The sequence below is a fragment of the Pontimicrobium sp. SW4 genome (assembly GCF_039954625.1).
Lineage (GTDB): Bacteria > Bacteroidota > Bacteroidia > Flavobacteriales > Flavobacteriaceae > Pontimicrobium.
In genome coordinates this window covers 1145714-1161628 of sequence record NZ_CP157199.1, presented here as the reverse complement: position 1 = coordinate 1161628, position 15915 = coordinate 1145714, and the positions used below count along the sequence as shown (strand labels likewise).

The 15915-nt window shown below is 32.7% G+C and carries 13 protein-coding genes and 1 tRNA gene; 9 read left to right on the top strand and 5 right to left on the bottom strand.

Annotated elements, in window-relative coordinates; translation table 11 throughout:
• The first annotated feature begins 56 nt into the window (after positions 1-56).
• The 5 genes from ABGB03_RS05550 (at position 57) to ABGB03_RS05530 (ending at position 7720) form a co-directional block, all read left to right on the top strand.
• The gene (locus tag ABGB03_RS05550; RefSeq protein WP_347925536.1) at positions 57-1466 is read left to right on the top strand and encodes a sulfatase; all 1410 of its coding nucleotides are present in this window, start codon (positions 57-59) and stop codon (positions 1464-1466) included.
• A 58-nt stretch (positions 1467-1524) separates the two neighbouring features.
• Positions 1525-3147, top strand: coding sequence for an arylsulfatase (locus tag ABGB03_RS05545; RefSeq protein WP_347925534.1), 1623 nt, complete (start codon positions 1525-1527; stop codon positions 3145-3147).
• A gap of 141 nt (positions 3148-3288) precedes the next feature.
• Positions 3289-4284, top strand: coding sequence for a formylglycine-generating enzyme family protein (locus ABGB03_RS05540; protein ID WP_347925532.1), 996 nt, complete (start codon positions 3289-3291; stop codon positions 4282-4284).
• Positions 4285-4611: 327 nt separating this feature from the next.
• Positions 4612-5031 (top strand): hypothetical protein, encoded by a 420-nt coding sequence (locus tag ABGB03_RS05535; protein WP_347925531.1) that lies wholly within the window; start codon positions 4612-4614, stop codon positions 5029-5031.
• Positions 5032-5143: 112 nt separating this feature from the next.
• Entirely contained in the window at positions 5144-7720 is a 2577-nt protein-coding gene (locus ABGB03_RS05530; RefSeq protein WP_347925529.1) for a M14 metallopeptidase family protein, read from the top strand.
• Between the two features lie 78 nt (positions 7721-7798).
• Here the strand turns inward: ABGB03_RS05530 and ABGB03_RS05525 are convergent, their stop codons facing one another.
• The 4 genes from ABGB03_RS05525 to ABGB03_RS05510 form a co-directional block, all read right to left on the bottom strand.
• A complete protein-coding gene (locus tag ABGB03_RS05525) occupies positions 7799-8308 on the bottom strand; it encodes a DsrE/DsrF/DrsH-like family protein (protein ID WP_347925527.1) in 510 nt (169 codons plus the stop codon).
• A 19-nt stretch (positions 8309-8327) separates the two neighbouring features.
• A complete protein-coding gene (locus tag ABGB03_RS05520; protein WP_347925526.1) occupies positions 8328-8636 on the bottom strand; it encodes a TusE/DsrC/DsvC family sulfur relay protein in 309 nt (102 codons plus the stop codon).
• Between the two features lie 17 nt (positions 8637-8653).
• Positions 8654-9901, bottom strand: coding sequence for an FAD-dependent oxidoreductase (locus ABGB03_RS05515; RefSeq protein WP_347925524.1), 1248 nt, complete (start codon positions 9899-9901; stop codon positions 8654-8656).
• 157 nt (positions 9902-10058) lie between these two features.
• Complete coding sequence (locus ABGB03_RS05510) at positions 10059-10904, bottom strand: universal stress protein (protein ID WP_347925523.1); 846 nt, start codon at positions 10902-10904, stop codon at positions 10059-10061.
• Positions 10905-11077: 173 nt separating this feature from the next.
• Between ABGB03_RS05510 and ABGB03_RS05505 the strand changes: the two genes are divergently transcribed.
• The 4 genes from ABGB03_RS05505 (at position 11078) to ABGB03_RS05490 (ending at position 15082) form a co-directional block, all read left to right on the top strand.
• Complete coding sequence (locus ABGB03_RS05505; RefSeq protein ID WP_347925522.1) at positions 11078-11854, top strand: DUF3108 domain-containing protein; 777 nt, start codon at positions 11078-11080, stop codon at positions 11852-11854.
• Positions 11855-11856: 2 nt separating this feature from the next.
• Positions 11857-12258 carry an FUSC family protein gene (locus tag ABGB03_RS05500; RefSeq protein ID WP_347925520.1) on the top strand — a complete coding sequence of 134 codons (402 nt, stop codon included), beginning with the start codon at positions 11857-11859 and terminating at the stop codon, positions 12256-12258.
• Between the two features lie 139 nt (positions 12259-12397).
• Positions 12398-13432 carry a M28 family metallopeptidase gene (locus ABGB03_RS05495; protein WP_347925518.1) on the top strand — a complete coding sequence of 345 codons (1035 nt, stop codon included), beginning with the start codon at positions 12398-12400 and terminating at the stop codon, positions 13430-13432.
• Between the two features lie 96 nt (positions 13433-13528).
• Positions 13529-15082 carry a M28 family peptidase gene (locus ABGB03_RS05490; RefSeq protein WP_347925516.1) on the top strand — a complete coding sequence of 518 codons (1554 nt, stop codon included), beginning with the start codon at positions 13529-13531 and terminating at the stop codon, positions 15080-15082.
• Between the two features lie 736 nt (positions 15083-15818).
• On the opposite strand, the gene ABGB03_RS05485 is transcribed toward ABGB03_RS05490, so the two are convergent.
• Positions 15819-15894: transfer RNA gene (locus ABGB03_RS05485), tRNA-His, on the bottom strand.
• Positions 15895-15915: the final 21 nt, after the last annotated feature.

Sequence of the window (15915 nt, the reverse complement as noted above, 5' to 3'; positions counted from 1 at the left end):
AACAATACAGCAAAACAGCTTTAGAGCAACAAGAAAAGTGATAAAAATTTAGCTAAATGAATATCTTAAAAAAACATGAATATATTCTGTTGTCTATCGTCGTTTTATCTGTAGCCTGTACCTCAAAAAGCACGACTACTTCTTACAATGAAAACCTACCAAATATTGTGTTTATATTAGTAGATGACTTGGGTTGGAGCGATCTTGCTTTTATGGGAAACCCTGTATACGAAACACCTAATCTAGATAAATTATCAAAAGAAGCTGCAGTATTTACAACTGCTTATGCTCCAGCAGCCAATTGCGCTCCAAGCAGAGCTTCTATATTAACTGGCAAGAATACACCAACGCACGGTATTTATACTGTAGGATCATCAGAAAGAGGTAAATCCAAGAACAGAAAATTAATTCCAACTCCAAACACAAAAGTTTTGGCAGATGAATTCATTACACTGTCAGAAGTATTAAAAGAAAGAGGATATGTATCAACCTCAATAGGAAAATGGCATATAGGAGAAGACCCTAGATCTCAGGGATTTGATTTCAACATAGGAGGGACAGATGCAGGACACCCCAAGTCCTATTTTAGCCCCTATAAAAATGAAAAATTACCCAATGGTGAAGAAGGAGAGTATTTAACAGATAGGCTTACTAGTGAAGCTATTCGCTTTATTGAGACGAATAAAGCCAGCCCTTTTTTTCTTTATCTGCCTTATTTTACAGTACATACGCCGCTTCAAGGTAAAATACATACAATCGCTAAGTATGAAAATAAAGTAAACGGCAATATCCGTTACAATGCCAAGTTTGGAGCCATGGTAGAGAGTATGGATGAGAATGTAGGCAGGCTACTTAAATCTTTAAAGGATTTAAAGTTAGATGAAAATACTCTTATAATCTTTACATCAGACAATGGTGGGCTTGCTCATGTATCTTCTCAATTTCCACTAAGAGCTGGTAAAGGCTCTTATTACGAGGGAGGTATAAGAGTTCCTTTTATGGTAAAATGGGGAACAAAGATTAAACCTTCAACAATAGATGATCCGATTACTGGGTTAGATATATTTCCAACGATAACAGATATAATAAAAGATAATAAAGATTATCAATTGGACGGTGTCTCATTATTATCATTACTTTCAGAAAACAAAAGACTAGAAGAAAGAGCTTTGTTTTGGCATTTTCCAATTTACCTACAGGGTGTTAATCCAAAAAAAGATCAGGCAAGAGATACTTTATTTAGAATACGTCCAGGAAGTGTCATAAGAAAAGGAAAATGGAAGTTACACCACTATTTTGAAGATAATGCTATAGAGCTATATAATTTAGAAAAAGACTTATTTGAAAGTAAAAACCTCGTAGAGAAATATCCAAATAGAGTAAAAATTTTATATAAAGAATTAGAAGATTGGCGAGCAAAAATAAAAGCTCCGATACCAAATAAGTTAAACCCAGATTTTCAATGAGAATATCAAGATAAAGAGTATTTTTATAATTAATAACCATTTGATTTACAATAAATATATGAACCGTTTTTTACAATTTTTGTGTTTTGTTGCTATTGGGATATGCCTTTATTCATGTAAACAAAAAAAAACAGATCAAAATGCAACTACTCAAAAACCAAACATTATTTACATTTTAGCCGATGACTTAGGTTATGGGGAATTGGGTGTTTATGGTCAGGAAAAGATAGAAACACCAAATATTGACGCCCTTGCCAAAGACGGTATGATTTTCACTCAGCATTACACAAGTGCCCCTGTTTGTGCACCAGCACGATATATGCTATTAACAGGTAAGCACTCAGGAAACTCGTATATAAGAGGAAATGATGAATGGAATGAAAGAGGAGACGTTTGGAATTACAAAGCTATCATTAAAGACTCAACACTAGAAGGGCAAAGACCAATTCCTGAATCGACAATTCTTTTTCCGAAACTACTGAAGGAAAAAGGATATGCCACAGGTATGGTTGGCAAGTGGGGTTTGGGAGCCCCTCATACTCAATCTATTCCAACAAAAATGGGCTTCGATTATTTTTATGGATACAATTGTCAAAGACAAGCACATACCTATTATCCTGTTCATTTGTATGAAAATGAAAAAAAAGTACATTTAAAGAATGACACAATCGCCCCGAGAAAAAAGTTAGAAAAAGGAGCAGATATCAACGACCCAGCAAGTTATGCAGATTACACCTTGAATGAATACACGCCCGATTTGATGTTTGAAAATATGATGGGCTTCATTTCAGAAAACAAGAAAAATCCTTTCTTTTTCTATTGGGCCACCCCCATCCCCCACAATCCCATCCAAGCTCCACAAAAATGGATAGACTATTACAAAGCCAAATTTGGGGAGGAAGAACCCTATTTGGGCGAAAAAGGATATTACCCTCACCAAAACCCAAGGGCTGGCTATGCCGCCATGATTTCCTATTTGGATGAAAACGTAGGCAAACTTATCGACTATTTGAAGAAGGAAGGCTTGTATGAGAATACGCTAATCATGTTTACCTCAGACAATGGAGTAACTTACACTGGCGGGACAGACGGTGCTTTCTTTAACAGCTCAGGGCCTTTTGGTGAAGCCTACGGAAAAGCAAAAGGTTTTGTCTATGAAGGGGGTATTCGCGTACCTATGATAGCAACATGGCCAGGGTATATCAAAGCTGGGACTAAAACTAATCATATTTCTGCTCATTACGACGTGATGGCAACACTGTCTGAACTTACTGGATATGAGATTCGTAAAGGTACAGACGGTATAAGTTTTTTACCCGAACTATTAGGAAAGCAAAACCAGATAAAACACGAGTTCTTATTTTGGGAATATCCCGAATATGGTGGTCAGGTAGCCATTAGAATTGGTGATTGGAAAGTCATTCGTCAAAATTTAAAAAGCAAAAAGAAAGAACCCACATTAGAACTTTACAACTTACAAGAAGACCCTGAAGAAAGTAATAATGTAGCTGAACAATATCCTGAAATTATAGCCAAGGCAGCGGCTATATTTGCCAAAGAGCACACAGATGCAGCCACCGAGAGATTTCGTATCCCGCTCATAGAAAAAGGGTTACTTCATGATAAACAAAAGACCATTGAAAAGCAAGAGAGGGTTCTTGAGAAAAAACAGAAATCATAATCAAAAGAATCTACACAAAAAGAATACAGATTAATTTACAAATAGGGCATGAAACACATATTGATATTATGCATATATACTAAAAAAGCTATGGTTATATGTTGTGTGTGTTTCATTCTAATTTCCTGTAAAGAAAAATCTTTGAGAAAGGATTTAAAACTTCAAAAGAAGCAACCTTCACTTGGGATGGTATGGATTCCTTCAGGGACTTACATCAGAGGAGCCAACCCTTCAGATTATTTTGCTCGAAAAGATGAAGAACCACGACATAAAGTAGATATCGATGGTTTTTATATGGATGAGCACGAGGTGACGAATGCCCAATTTAAACAATTTGTAGATGCCACAGGTTATGTGACTACGGCAGAGAAAAAAATACAGTGGGAGGAGATGAAAAAACAGCTCCCATATGGTACGCCAAAACCACATGACTCCTTGTTACAAGCCGGTTCTTTGTCTTTTCATTGTAAGCACTCGCAAATAGCAAATCTGAATGACTATTCACAATGGTGGGAATGGAAAATAGGAGCTAATTGGAAGCATCCAGAAGGAAAAGGAAGTAGTATTAAAGGGAAAGAGAATTATCCTGTAGTGCATATATCATATGACGATGCACTTGCATATTGCAAATGGTTGGGACGAAGACTTCCTACAGAGGCCGAATGGGAATATGCTGCAAGAGGTGGGTTGAAAGATGCTATTTTTACATGGGGAAATGATGTTGAATTTTTGAGTGATAATGCGAATACCTGGCAAGGTGTTTTCCCAACATCTAATACAAAAGAAGATGGATTTGAACGTTCTGCTCCAGTAAAATCATACCCTCCAAATAATTATGGTTTGTACGACATGGCAGGTAATGTTTGGGAATGGACTCAAGACTGGTATGATTACAATTATTATAAGTCTTTAGACAAAAATAGCTCTAATAATAATCCCACAGGACCAAATAAACCATGGAATCCGAATAACTCTTATTCTAAGGAAAAAGTAATTCGAGGAGGTTCATTTTTATGCCATGATTCTTACTGTGCGAGTTATAGAGTTTCAGCACGCATGGCAACAAGCTTTGATACAGGATTAGAACATCTTGGTTTTAGAACAGTGTTGCCTTCTCGTCTAAGACAAAAGAATTAGCAAAACAAAATCAAAAAAATCAAATGGAGTTTTTTGGAGGAACCGTAAATGCTTCTATTTGAGTTTACAAATAATCTTTCTTTTACGGGATTTGTATTATTACTCATAGAGTATCTGTAAATTCATATCTAAAAAAATAGTGGTCATTCAGCATTAATTAAAAAACAGAAAGTTGTAAACCAGATTTGCCATGAAGATTCTATAACAAAAGATTCATTTGTATATAATCAAAAAAAATGATTGATCATCATCAATATTTAGTTTGAGTTAAAGTAATTAGGTATTACTTTTATCATACAATACTTCATAACTACAATACAACAAAACATGAAAAAAACTATATACCTATTAGTGCTACTAATAGTAAGCACATTGTCTTGTAAAAATAATAAAAAAGATACAGAAGAAGCAGCTCGAATGGAACGAGTTATTGCAGTACATGACGAAGTGATGCCAAAAATGGGGACTTTAGGTAAACTTATTAGTGCTCTAGAACGTAAAGTTGATAGTACATCTACAGGACAGCAATGTAAAACTGCAAAAGAAGATTTAGAAGAAGCTTACAAATATATGATGGATTGGATGAAAGGTTTTGGTGAACGATTTGATTCAGATGAAATATTTGAAGGTAAAACTTTGAGTGAACAAAAACGAGAATGGTTGATAGAAGAAGAAGAAAAAGTAAATATTATGAAAGAAATGATTAATAATAGTATATCTCAAGCCAATACTTTATTAAAAGAATAATTTACTTGAATTTCAAGTATTAATGTTAAACCACTCATTATAAACAGTAATTAGTCTAAATAATTTTTAAATTTATGCTTTAAGCAAAGTACAACCACTTTAAGCCAACCCTATGAATAAATTATTCCGTTTTACATTTTGCATTTTCTTTTTAGCAAGTTTATCTATAAATGCGCAAATTCCAAAACCATCCGACGTTTTCGGATTTGAAGTCGGAGCCGATTACAAACTAGCTGATTATGACCAAATGTTGGAGTATTATGAAAAACTAGCCGCATCTACAGATCGTGTTCAAATGATTGAGATTGGAAAATCTGTTATGGGACGCCCAATGAAACTCCTATTTATTTCAAGCGAAGAAAATATGCAATCTCTTGAAAAATGGCGAACTATAAGTGAAAAACTATCTCGCGCAAGAATATCACCCGAAGAGGCAAAAAAACTATCTTATGAAGGAAAAGCCATTGTATGGTTTGATGGAGGTATGCACGCAACTGAACGTGCTCATGCACAAATGACTTCAGAACTTATGTGGCGAATTGCTTCGGAAGAATCAGAAGAAATGAAAAAAATTAGAGATAATGTTATTACGCTTGTGGTTCCAGTAATAAATCCTGATGGTGTAGATATTGTGGTAGATTGGTACAAAAAAAACCTAGGAACACCTTACGAAACAACTGGTCCACCTATACTTTATCAAAAATATGTAGGTCATGATAACAATCGTGATTGGTTTATGAGCAATATGCCAGAAACCAAAGCAGTGACTACCGTATTATACAATCAGTGGTATCCGCAAATTGTTCATAACCACCACCAAACATCACCATCATGGGCACGTATATTTTTACCACCTTTTAGAAGCCCCGTAAACCCAAATATTCATCCAGGAGTAACTACAGGAGTAAATCTTGTAGGTACAGCTATGGCAAATAGATTTGCCATGAAAAAAATGCCTGGAGTAATATCAGGAACAGCTTTTAGTATGTTTTGGAATGGAGGAATGAGAACAACACCATATTACCATAACCAAATAGGAATATTAACCGAAGTAGCTCATGCAACTCCTACACCTCGGTTTTATGATCCTAAAAAGAAACCTAAAAATGTTGGAGGAAAACCATCTAATGGTACCGAAATATTTTACCCTTACCCTTGGGAAGGTGGCGAATCACACTTTAGGGATGCTGTAGATTACATGTTGACTGCATCTATGGGGATCTTAGACTTAGCTGCCGATAAGAAAGATGAGTTTTTGTATAATATCTATGATATGGGGAAAGATGCCATTGAGGATACCGAAAAAGTATTTGCATACATTATCCCAAAAGACCAATGGAATCCAAGTGAATCTATTAACCTAACAAATATTTTAATGCAAGGTGGTCTTGAGGCGCATAAAGCGACGTCTTCTTTTTATGTTGGTGATAAATCATATGAAGCTGGTTCAATAATTTTTTATGGAGCTCAAGCTTTTAGACCTTACCTAACAGATTTGATGGAAAAACAAGATTATCCAGACCAATTTTTATATCCAGGTGGACCACCACAACCTCCTTACGATTTAGCGGGTTGGACACTACCTATGCAAATGGGTGTTACTGTTGATAAGGTTAACGAATCTTTTAGTGCTAAAACAGAACTTATAACATCTAAACTTAGTTATAAAGAAGGAACCGTTAGTGGAAATGGAAGTTTTATATTCTCAAATAAAGATAATTTAAGTGCATTGGCCGTAAACAGATTACAAAATACTGGTTATAGTGTTAGCAAATTAAAAGCAGATTATAATGATTTCTCAGCTGGCTCATTTGTTGTAAAAGGTAAAAGAAACTTAAAAAAGGATCTTTCAAAACTAAGTAAAGAACTTGGTATTGATTTTAAAGATGCAAACAGTATAGACAACTCTAAAATTATTGAGTTAAATAAAATTAAAGTTGGTCTTTATAAATCTTGGCAAGCAAATATGGATGAAGGTTGGACTAGATGGATGCTAGAACAGTTTGAATTTGATATAGACACATTACACAATAAGGATATTAAAAATGGTAAATTATCGCAGTATAGTGCTATTATATTTCCTTCTCAAAGCCCAAATGGGATCTTACATGGCCATCGCGAAACTTCGATGCCTAAAAAGTTTACAGGAGGAATTGGATTAGATGGAATGGCAAAAATTGACCAATACGCAAAATCTGGTGGAACCGTTGTGTTCTTTGATTCTTCGAGTGATTTAGCTATTGAGCAATTAGGACTTCCAGTACGTAATGTAATATCAAATATATCATCAAGCAATTTCTTTATTCCTGGGTCTTTAATTAGAATGAAAGTAGATACAAAAAATCCTTTGGCTTATGGAATGATAGATGAAGTTGCCGCTTCTTTTAATAGAAGTCGTGCTTTTCAAGCCATAAAACAACGTAAATCTGGTGAAGGTGGTACTGAAGATATAGCTGACGCTCCAGAAGCAAATGTAATTGAAGTTACTTCGTATGCAGATAAAGATCTATTAATGAGTGGTTGGGCTATGGGAGAAGAGCGTTATTTAAAAAATAAGAGTGCTATGATGCATATTCCTCATGGAAGTGGTGATATTGTATTATTTGGCTTTAGGCCTCAATTTAGAGGGCAACCAAGAGGTACTTATAAGTTGATTTTTAATTCCATTTATATGGGAGCTGAAAAATAAGTATAAATAAAATTCAATTAAAAAAGCCAGAACATTCATTTTGTTCTGGCTTTTTCTTTACTATCAATCAAAAACTAACTAGATGAATAAAATTTGGGTACCATCTTCATTGGCTCTATTATAAAAATCACCAATGGTAAGGATTCCATCTAACTCGTCTATAAGATCTTCTTCTTTTAAATGGAACATATCAACTGCTAATTTACAAGCCCAGAGCTTACATCCAGAATCTGATAAAATTTCAATAAACTCACCTACTGGAGGCATATCTAATTTTTCCATTTCTTTTTTCATCATTTTTGTAGCAAAGGCTTCCATTCCTGGTAAACCACCTATCATTGTTGGAATATGCATCGCAGGATTCCCAACTGTAGCTACTTTTAAATGTTCCAATTTCTTTTTTTGGATGGCCTCCAAACCAAAGAAAGTAAAAAATATTTCAGAATCTATTCCTTCCATCCTAGCACCATTTGCCATAACAAAAGCTGCATAAACATTCTCTATGGTTGCTTTTGATAAAATGAAAAGCATTTTTTTAACTTTTGTTCCTTCTTGTTTTTTTTCTATTGCATCTACTTGAGTTTCCATAATATTCTTTTTTAGTGTTTTAAATACAGCTTTTAGGCTTAGGTATACCAGCAATTAAAGTTGCTTTTTTTAATGGCCCACCTGGAAATAAGTTATAAAACTCTTTAATGTTTATAACACCACTCTTTTTAATACCTCTAATAGATAAAGGTTCTTCATTTTTATGTTTTTCGTGTATGTATTCTATAACCTCCCAATGTTTTTCGGTCATCACAATATTACATTCATCTGCAATACATTCGCAAATTTCTCTGTCCCATTGTTTAAAGTCTACTAGATACCCTTCTTCGTTAACATCAATTTCTCTATTTGCTAAAACTTTTTTCATGATTATTAAATTTTAAGTTAGTTATTTATTTTTTCAAGTTTTTTTCCTTTTGTAGTCATATTAGTAGATACAAATGGAATATGAATTCCTTTAATTAACATATTCCAATAAATCCATCTAAATGCCATTTTTCCCATGTGGTTCATTCTACTTTCCTTTAGTAGTTTTAATGGTCCAACTCCTGGAAAAGGAAATGTTCCCTCTACTGGTTCGTGAGTATAGTTAAAATCAATTAACAATGCTTTACCATTTCCTGTTTCAATAAAACAGTTTGCATGACCATCAAACTCAGCTTTTAAAGGCTCACCCTTTATATACCTTAATATATTATCGGTTAATATTTCTGCTTCAAAATGTGCCACAGATCCTGCTTTAGAAGCTGGTAAGTTAGTTGCATCACCAATAGCAAAAATATTTTCGTAATCATTTGTTTGTAATGTTGCCTTATTGGTTGGAACATAGTTTAAATCGTCTCCCATTCCTGAGCGTTCAATTAACTCATCTCCCATATTTGTTGGTACAGTTACTAATAAATCATATTCAACTTCAGTATCTGCATAGTCTACTATTTTGTTGTTTTCATAATCTACGCGCTCAATATTAAAATCAGTAACTTCTTTTATTCCTTTTTCTTCTAATAAATGATGCAATGCTTCAGTCGCTTTAGGCTTTGTAAAAGCTCCTCCCAAAGGTGTTACGTAAGTAATGTCTACTTTATCTCGCATACTTTTATTTTTAAAGAAAGAATCGGCAAGGAAAGCAAATTCTAAAGGTGCAACTGGACATTTAATTGGCATTTCAGTAATATGTACCACTAGCTTACCTCCCTCCCATTCGCGTAGCTTATTTCTCAATGCCTTAGCACCTTCATAGGTATAAAAATCGAATATGTTCTTGTACCACATTGGGCCATCCATTCCTTCAATTTCACTAGGAGCAATTTTAGTACCAGTTGCAACGATTAAAATATCATAATCTAATTGCGCATCTCCTTCAAGTTGGACTTTATTTTCATCAGGCTTTATTAATTCAATCTTTTTTTGAATGTAATTAACTCCTTTAGGTATAAACTTCTCCCCTTTCTTTTTAACTTGTTTCGTTGTGTAAATATCAAACGGAAGAAATAAAAACCCTGGTTGATAATAATGTGTTTTAAATTGATCTACAATAGTTATATTCCATTCTCTTTTTGGTAATTTTGAAATTAAATGATTTGCCATCATTGTTCCAGAAGTTCCCGCTCCTAATATTACTAAATTTTTCATCTTAATCATTTATTAACAAGCATTTTAAGTGCTTAATTACTTTGTAAAAGTACTTCGTATTATGTTTGAAAAACATGATAAAAATCATGGAAACCCCTAAAGTAACATAGGTTACAGAAGGGGTTTCCACTCTCGAAAATAATTTAATTATATCTGTTTATTGATTAGAGTTTTCCATAACTAAAAATGGAATATTAATTTTAAAAGCAAAAGTTTCTACCAAATGTCTAGTAAAAAGACGCTCTAAAAAAGAATGGTGTCGACTTGTCATTGCCAATATTTTAATGCTATTATCCTTTATGTAATCTTGTATTGCTTTAAAAATATCTGACTCTTCAATATTGATAAATTCATGCTTTAAACTACCAAAAAGAGTGTCCAAAAAGGTTCTATTATCTTCTTGATTTGATGTCAACTCACCATCACTTGTTACGTGTAAAATATCAATACTAGATGTATATAGGTTAGAAATATCTAACAGTGATTGAAAGTCTTCTTTATTGTATTTGATTGAAAAATTTGAAGTAAAAGCAATCTTATCTAGACCTATAAATTTGCATCCATCAGGAATTGCTAATACTGGAGTACTACATCGTTGCATAACTCGTGCTGTATTACTCCCAAAAAGAACTTTTTCGGCGCCTGAGGCTCCTTTAGTACCCATGATAATTATATCAATTTGCCTTGTCTCACAGGCTTGGTTAATACCATCTACAAAATTATCGTAATCAACTATCGAATAAAACTCGTGCAAGTCATTATTATAAGTTTCTTTAACTTCATCTATTACATTTTTAATTGATTTCTTAGCAATATCAATTAATGTATGATAGATGGTAGCTGAAGAGGTCATCGTCATTAAATCATCCGATACAAACGATGACGCCTTTTGGATATTTAATACATAAAATTCACACACTTCATTTTTAAATAACTCCACAGCATAATTAATTGCATTAATGGAATTCTTTGAAAAATCTGTAGGTAATAATATTGATTTCAATGTTTTATATTTTTAAGCACGATAAAAATATTATAGACAAAAGCCAAAAACTATGACAAATGTCAGTTAATTCAGTAACTGAAAAGAAATTATATTAGTTTCTTTTATATAAGCATTGTATTTTGGTATAATAAATGATAATATTTGCGTTATAATCAACAAACTTCTTTTATATGAAATCATTTGTTTTTACAATTTTATGTCTTACTTCTTGTCTTATTCAAAGTCAAAATACTGCTATTGGTTCTAACGAAAAACTTGTATTTACGGCATCTTATAATATGTCTGGTTTACTAACAGATTTAGCACAAGTCACCATGGAAACAAGTGAAGTTAAGACTTCAACAAGCACTTTGCTTCGTTTAAAAGGCAAAGCCAGAACTTACACCAAATGGGATAATTTTTTTAAAATCAATGATTTATACGAAAGCTATGTGCATCCAAGCTCTTTAAAACCATATTTATATAAAAGAGATATTAATGAAGGTGGTTATTACAAATTCATGCAATATAATTACAATCATAAAACCAATTCGGTAAAAAGTTTAAAACGTAAAAGAAGAGGTGACGGTACCTTTTGGGATGAAAATAAAAATCTTAGTATATCGTCAAATACTAGAGATATAATTGCAACGCTTTACCATATTAGAAATTTAGATATTCATAAAGCAAGTATTGGAAACTCAGATACATTCACAGTTTTAATGGACAACGAAGAGTTTAAAATAACACTTACTTTACTAGCTAAAGAAACTATTAATACTAGTATTGGCAAAAAAGAATGCTATAAATTAGCTATAGCAATGAACAATAATCTATTAAAAGGAAGTAATGATAACCTACTTTGGCTTACAGCAGACAAAAATAAAATACCTGTATATGCCAAATTTAAAGTTCCAGTTGGAAATGGTGAATTAAGAATACAAAGTGCAACCGGTTTAAAAAATTAAATATGACTCTATACATTTACTTAGGCATTATCAGCATTGTTTTAATTTTAATTTTTGCTGCAATTATTAAAAAATTAAGGTTAGCAGTAACAATATTAGCAATATTAGCAGCAAGTTTAGGATTGATGCTATCTATTTTACCTTTAGGTTCTATTGCTTTAATACCAATAATTGGTGCCTTTATTTTAGCATTTATTGCTTTTAAAATGGCTCAAAAAGATGGTGCAAATACCAAACTTGTTAAGGTCATTTTTTTAATAACAATCATTTCACTAGCATTAACTATATACAGATCGGTTTTTGAAGTTAATGTTGTAGAAAATGACATAGAAACCATTGAAAGAGAAAAGCAATCTAAAGAAGATGCTATTGAAGAATTAGAAGGTTTAGAAATTGAAGATTAAACATATTTTCACTTTATTTGCCTAACAATTAATTGCTTAGTTCATCAAATACTTAATTCTTTAGAGTTGTTATTACCTGTTTAATAGCCACTTAATAATGAGTTACATCTGGTAATAAGCATATTACAAAAGTTTATAAATGAAAATTTTAGTGTATGCTTCGGCTTTTATACTTGTAGGTTCTTGTGCTTCTTTAAGCAACAAAGAAAAAAGACAAGCAATAGTTGATAATATTAAAATTGTTCAACCAGACCAATTAAAAACCTACTCTAAAACAATAACTTCCAAGGAGTTAAAAGAACACCTATACATTTTTGCTTCAGATGAATTTCAAGGCCGAAAAGCTGGAAGTGCTGGACAAAAAAAAGGGGTGAACTTTATAAAAAACTATTATGTTTCTAAAGAAATTTCGTCACCATATCCAGATTCTAATTACTTTCAATTTATTCCCAAAAGCTATTTAGGAGAAGGTTATAATGATACAGAAAATGTTCTAGCTTTCATAAAAGGAGAAGAAAAACCTAATGAAATCATTGTGATTTCTGCACATCATGACCACGAAGGCATTGATGAAGATGGTAATGTATATAACGGCGCAGACGATGATGGCTCTGGTACAGTAGCACTCTTAGAAATGGCCGAAGCTTTTAAAAAAGCTAAAGATAATGGACATGGTCCAAAACGAAGTATTCTCTTTTTACACCTCACCGCTGAAGAAGTCGGACTACAAGGATCTAAATATTATACCGAAAATCCTGCTTTCCCTCTAGAAAATACTGTTGCAAACCTAAATATAGACATGATTGGTCGAGTAGATAAATCTCATTTAAAATCTCCAAACTATGTTTACCTAATTGGATCGGATAGATTAAGTACAGAATTACACTATATATCGGAAGCTATTAATAGTACGTTCAACAATCTTGAGCTGGATTATAAATACAATGATGAAAATGATCATAATCGTTATTATTACAGGTCAGATCACTACAACTTCGCGAAACATAATATTCCAGTAATTTTCTATTTTAATGGAGAACATGATGACTATCATCAAACTAGCGATACTGCCGATAAAATTAACTATGACATACTAGAAAAGCGTACAAAACTCATCTTTGCAACCGCGTGGCAACTTGCCAATCAAGAAAATCGCATAATTGTTGATAAATAATGTGTTAAAAAGTGTTAAAAGACACGCTATACAAAGCATCATAGTCGTTCTTTTTTTGTAATATCGCACAACACATAAATATAACAACCAATAAAAATGAAAAAAACACTATTACTATTAAGCGCAATGATAATAGTATTTTCTTGTAAAAAAGAAGCAACTCAAGAAGACGTCGCTACTTACGGAAGTACTATAACTCAAGAAGAGTTAAAGGATCATTTATACATTTATGCTTCTGATGAGTTTGAGGGAAGAGACACAGGAGCTCCAGGACAAAAGAAAGCAGTTGAGTATCTTAAAAAAGAATACGAAACTATGGGTATTCCATCGGTTATCGAAGGAAACTATTTTCAAACAGTGCCTTTAAATATTGTTAAAACGCCAAATGTTAGTATTTCAGTAAATGGTGAATCATTTAATTATTTCGATGACTTTATTTCTCAAACAGCTGCTGCTACTGGAACTATATCTGCTTCAGAAGTAGTTTATGCTGGTTATGGAATTGATGATGAAAAATACAGCGATTATACTAATCTTGATGTTAAGGGTAAAGTAGTTGTTGTAAAAGGCGGTGAGCCTAAAGACCAAGCAGGAAACAACATATTAAGCGGAGGTAAAGAAGCTTCTAAATGGTCTAATGGTCGTCAAGCACTTTCTTCTAAAAGAACTGCTGCTAAAGACAATGGTGCAAAAGCATTATTTTTTATGGATAATGAGTTATTTAACCGTTACGCAACATTCTATAAAGAACGTGACGCTAATGGTGGGAGTAATCGCTTATCATTACCTACAAAAGAAGATGCTGACCCTGAAATTTATGATTTCTTGATTAGCGAAAAAATGGGTAAAGCGTTAGTAGATAACATTAACGAATCTACTGAAACTGCAACACTCGCTACTAAGTTAGATATGAACTATGAAAGTATTACTGAGTCTATGCCGTCTGAAAACGTAGCAGCAATGATTACAGGTTCTGAAAAACCAGATGAGTATATTGTTATTTCTGCGCATTTAGATCACGTTGGTGTTAATGCTAAAGGTGAGATTTTTAATGGTGCTGATGATGATGGTTCTGGAACTGTATCATTATTAGAAGTTGCTGAAGCTTTTAAAACAGCTACCGATAAAGGTCATGGACCAAAACGTTCAGTTATCTTTTTACACGTAACTGGTGAAGAAAAAGGATTATTAGGTTCTAGATATTATACCGATTATGAGCCATTAAAACCTTTAGCAAATACAGTAGCTAACTTAAATATTGATATGGTTGGTCGTATTGACCCAAAACGTGAAGGAGATAGAAACTATATCTATTTAATTGGAGCGGATAAGTTAAGTACGGAATTACATGAAATCTCTGAAGAAGTAAATAAAACCTTTACGAATATTGAGTTAGACTATACCTATAATGATGAGAACGATCCAAATCGTTTTTACTATCGTTCAGATCATTATAACTTTGCAAAAAATAACATTCCAATCATATTTTATTTTAATGGAACTCACGATGACTACCATAGACATACAGATACTCCAGATAAAATTAATTATGACTTGTTAGAAAACAGATCGCGTTTGGTGTTCCATACAGCATGGGAATTAGCAAATCGTGCAGAACGTATTGTAGTTGATAAAGCTACTGAAGAATAGAAGTATATCTTAGTTATATAATATAAAGCCTTCCAAATGGAAGGCTTTTTTGTTTTTAATGCATTATAAGAAAATTCGCTAAATTTGAATTATCTATGTTTAAGATATACAACCAGAACGTATATCTATACACTGGTAAAGATTTAAACTTATTCACAAATATCGCTCACTTTAATGAATATTGATAAAAACAAATTAATTGGATTTTTCGGACTTGGAATTTTTGTGTACAAGACTATTTCAAGTATAAGTTATAGCTTTGGGAATTTTTTAAAAAATTTCTTAATTAATTTAAACACAAAGCATTCATTGACTTTTTGGGCATCTGAAATATGTGATGTCGCAGTATTTGTAATATTAATTAGCTTCATAATTAATAGGGTTTTTAACAATTATGAATCAATAAGTGACAAAATTCTAAAATACTTCATCTGGAGTTTTATTGCTTATTTTGTCGTACAACTTATTCAAATAGTTTATCCTTTACTTAATTACTATTTTGAATATGAAATTAACGATAAGATTACTGCTTACTATGAATATTTAGGGAACAAAAACAATTTATATTTTATACAATCAATTCTATATTATTTCGGAGAGGTTATTACAGTAATATTAATTTACATTAAAATAAAAAACCGTAACCAACACCTTGTATAGCTTATATCTTTTTATTAGCAAGCTACAATGCATTGTACAAAAAAAGTCCCTCATTTCTGAGAGACTTTGTCTTTCTGGGTGGAAGACGGGATTCGAACCCGCGACCCTTGGTACCACAAACCAATGCTCTAACCAACTGAGCTACAACCACCATGTTAATGGTGCCTCGAAAG

Excerpts from the sequence above, each read along its gene's own strand:
- ABGB03_RS05550 (WP_347925536.1), top strand. The coding sequence starts at position 57 with ATGAATATCTTAAAAAAACATGAATATATTCTGTTGTCTATCGTCGTT.
- ABGB03_RS05545 (WP_347925534.1), top strand. The coding sequence starts at position 1,525 with ATGAACCGTTTTTTACAATTTTTGTGTTTTGTTGCTATTGGGATATGC.
- ABGB03_RS05535 (WP_347925531.1), top strand. The coding sequence starts at position 4,612 with ATGAAAAAAACTATATACCTATTAGTGCTACTAATAGTAAGCACATTG.
- ABGB03_RS05530 (WP_347925529.1), top strand. The coding sequence starts at position 5,144 with ATGAATAAATTATTCCGTTTTACATTTTGCATTTTCTTTTTAGCAAGT.
- ABGB03_RS05525 (WP_347925527.1), bottom strand. The coding sequence starts at position 8,308 with ATGGAAACTCAAGTAGATGCAATAGAAAAAAAACAAGAAGGAACAAAA.
- ABGB03_RS05520 (WP_347925526.1), bottom strand. The coding sequence starts at position 8,636 with ATGAAAAAAGTTTTAGCAAATAGAGAAATTGATGTTAACGAAGAAGGG.
- ABGB03_RS05515 (WP_347925524.1), bottom strand. The coding sequence starts at position 9,901 with ATGAAAAATTTAGTAATATTAGGAGCGGGAACTTCTGGAACAATGATG.
- ABGB03_RS05505 (WP_347925522.1), top strand. The coding sequence starts at position 11,078 with ATGAAATCATTTGTTTTTACAATTTTATGTCTTACTTCTTGTCTTATT.
- ABGB03_RS05500 (WP_347925520.1), top strand. The coding sequence starts at position 11,857 with ATGACTCTATACATTTACTTAGGCATTATCAGCATTGTTTTAATTTTA.
- ABGB03_RS05495 (WP_347925518.1), top strand. The coding sequence starts at position 12,398 with ATGAAAATTTTAGTGTATGCTTCGGCTTTTATACTTGTAGGTTCTTGT.
- ABGB03_RS05490 (WP_347925516.1), top strand. The coding sequence starts at position 13,529 with ATGAAAAAAACACTATTACTATTAAGCGCAATGATAATAGTATTTTCT.